The sequence below is a fragment of the Lactobacillus pasteurii DSM 23907 = CRBIP 24.76 genome (assembly GCF_000297025.1).
Lineage (GTDB): Bacteria > Bacillota > Bacilli > Lactobacillales > Lactobacillaceae > Lactobacillus > Lactobacillus pasteurii.
The window spans coordinates 1-1,359 of sequence record NZ_CAKD01000027.1; the positions used below are offsets into that span (position 1 = coordinate 1).

At 40.4% G+C, this 1,359-nt stretch carries 1 protein-coding gene; it reads right to left on the bottom strand.

Going from position 1 to position 1,359, the window contains the following annotated elements; all coding sequences use genetic code 11:
- Nucleotides 1-54: 54 nt before the first annotated feature.
- On the bottom strand, nucleotides 55-1,359 hold a 1,305-nt coding region (locus BN53_RS08795; protein WP_040537407.1), incomplete at its 5' end, for an SLAP domain-containing protein.

Sequence of the window (1,359 nt, forward strand, 5' to 3'; positions counted from 1 at the left end):
GCACAAAAAAAGACGAGATTTCTCTCGCCTTTTTTCTCTAGCGCTAGCTATCTATTAAAAGTTAGCAACCTTAACGTATTGGTTCTTGCCGATTCTGTACATCTTGTGACCGTTGATGTTGAATGCTGAACCGAAAGTAGTTACTGAAGAACCCTTCTTCAACAACTTCTTAACAGTCTTCTTGCCTGACTTAACAGTAGTTGCCTTGCCAGTGTTCTTGTATACGTATGAGTTGTGGCTCAAAGTACGTGAAGTACCTTCAATGTTACCAAACTTTACGTATTGGTCCTTGCCAGCAAGCTTGAAGTACTTAGCACCGTTGATAGTTACAGGATCTTTTACTACTGTAACTGAGTCGTATGCGTGAAGTGAAGCTTCTGAAGTTGCCTTACCATCCTTGTCGTAGATCTTAGCTACGTGCATGATATTTTTAGTAGTAGTTACTTCTGCTGGAACTGCAGCATTAGGAACAGTTACTACAACTGGTAAAGTAGCAACCTTACCGTTAACAGTTGACTTAGCAGTCAAAGTTACGTTAAGGCTTTGTGGAGCCTTGAAGTAGCCAGCTGCGTCAACTGAAATGTTAGCAGCAGTCAAAGCTGAACGAACAGCACCCTCAAAGTCGGTATCAGTCTTAACATGTAATTTCTGGTCTTCGTATCTAGCAGCAAAGTACTTAGCTTTAAGAGCTGAGGCAACAGTTCTTACGTTAAGTTGACCTTGATTATCAGCGTTAACTGATACAGCACCAGTAGTTACAAGAGCACCAGTAGTGGTGTCGTAGAAACTAATTACGCTGTTGTTAGTAGTATCGATAGCGTATACGTTTGAAACTACAACAGAAGCAAGTTTTGCAACACCGTTTTGGTCAGTGTGAACAGTAACAGTTGAAGCTGGATCTGATACTTTTTGTTGAACAACTTTATCGCCAACTTTAAGTTCACCTACAGTGAACTTAGCATCAGTGTTGTCTGAACCGATAACAACATCCTTGTTAGCGTTAGCAGTACCAAAGTTGAATGATACGTTCTCGATGGTTACAGTATATGCTTTACCAGCAACTAAATCCTTAGCTTGAACAACTTGTTTTGAACTATCCTCGATTTTAGCGTTGTTAGTAGCGCTTTCTAAGTTACCAGTGTAAGTAGTACCGTTGTAAGTAGCTGAGATAGTACCAGTAAGGCTACCTGGGATAGTATCAGTAGTATTAGTCTTATCTACTACAGCAGCGATAGCTGAAAGGTTAGTAGATACCTTAACATCAGTCTTAATAGCTGGAGTGCTTGCACCATCGCTTGCGTTAATTACAGTGTATGTTGAATCAGCAAAAGTAGTATTAACAACAGAAGCAGCAACAGG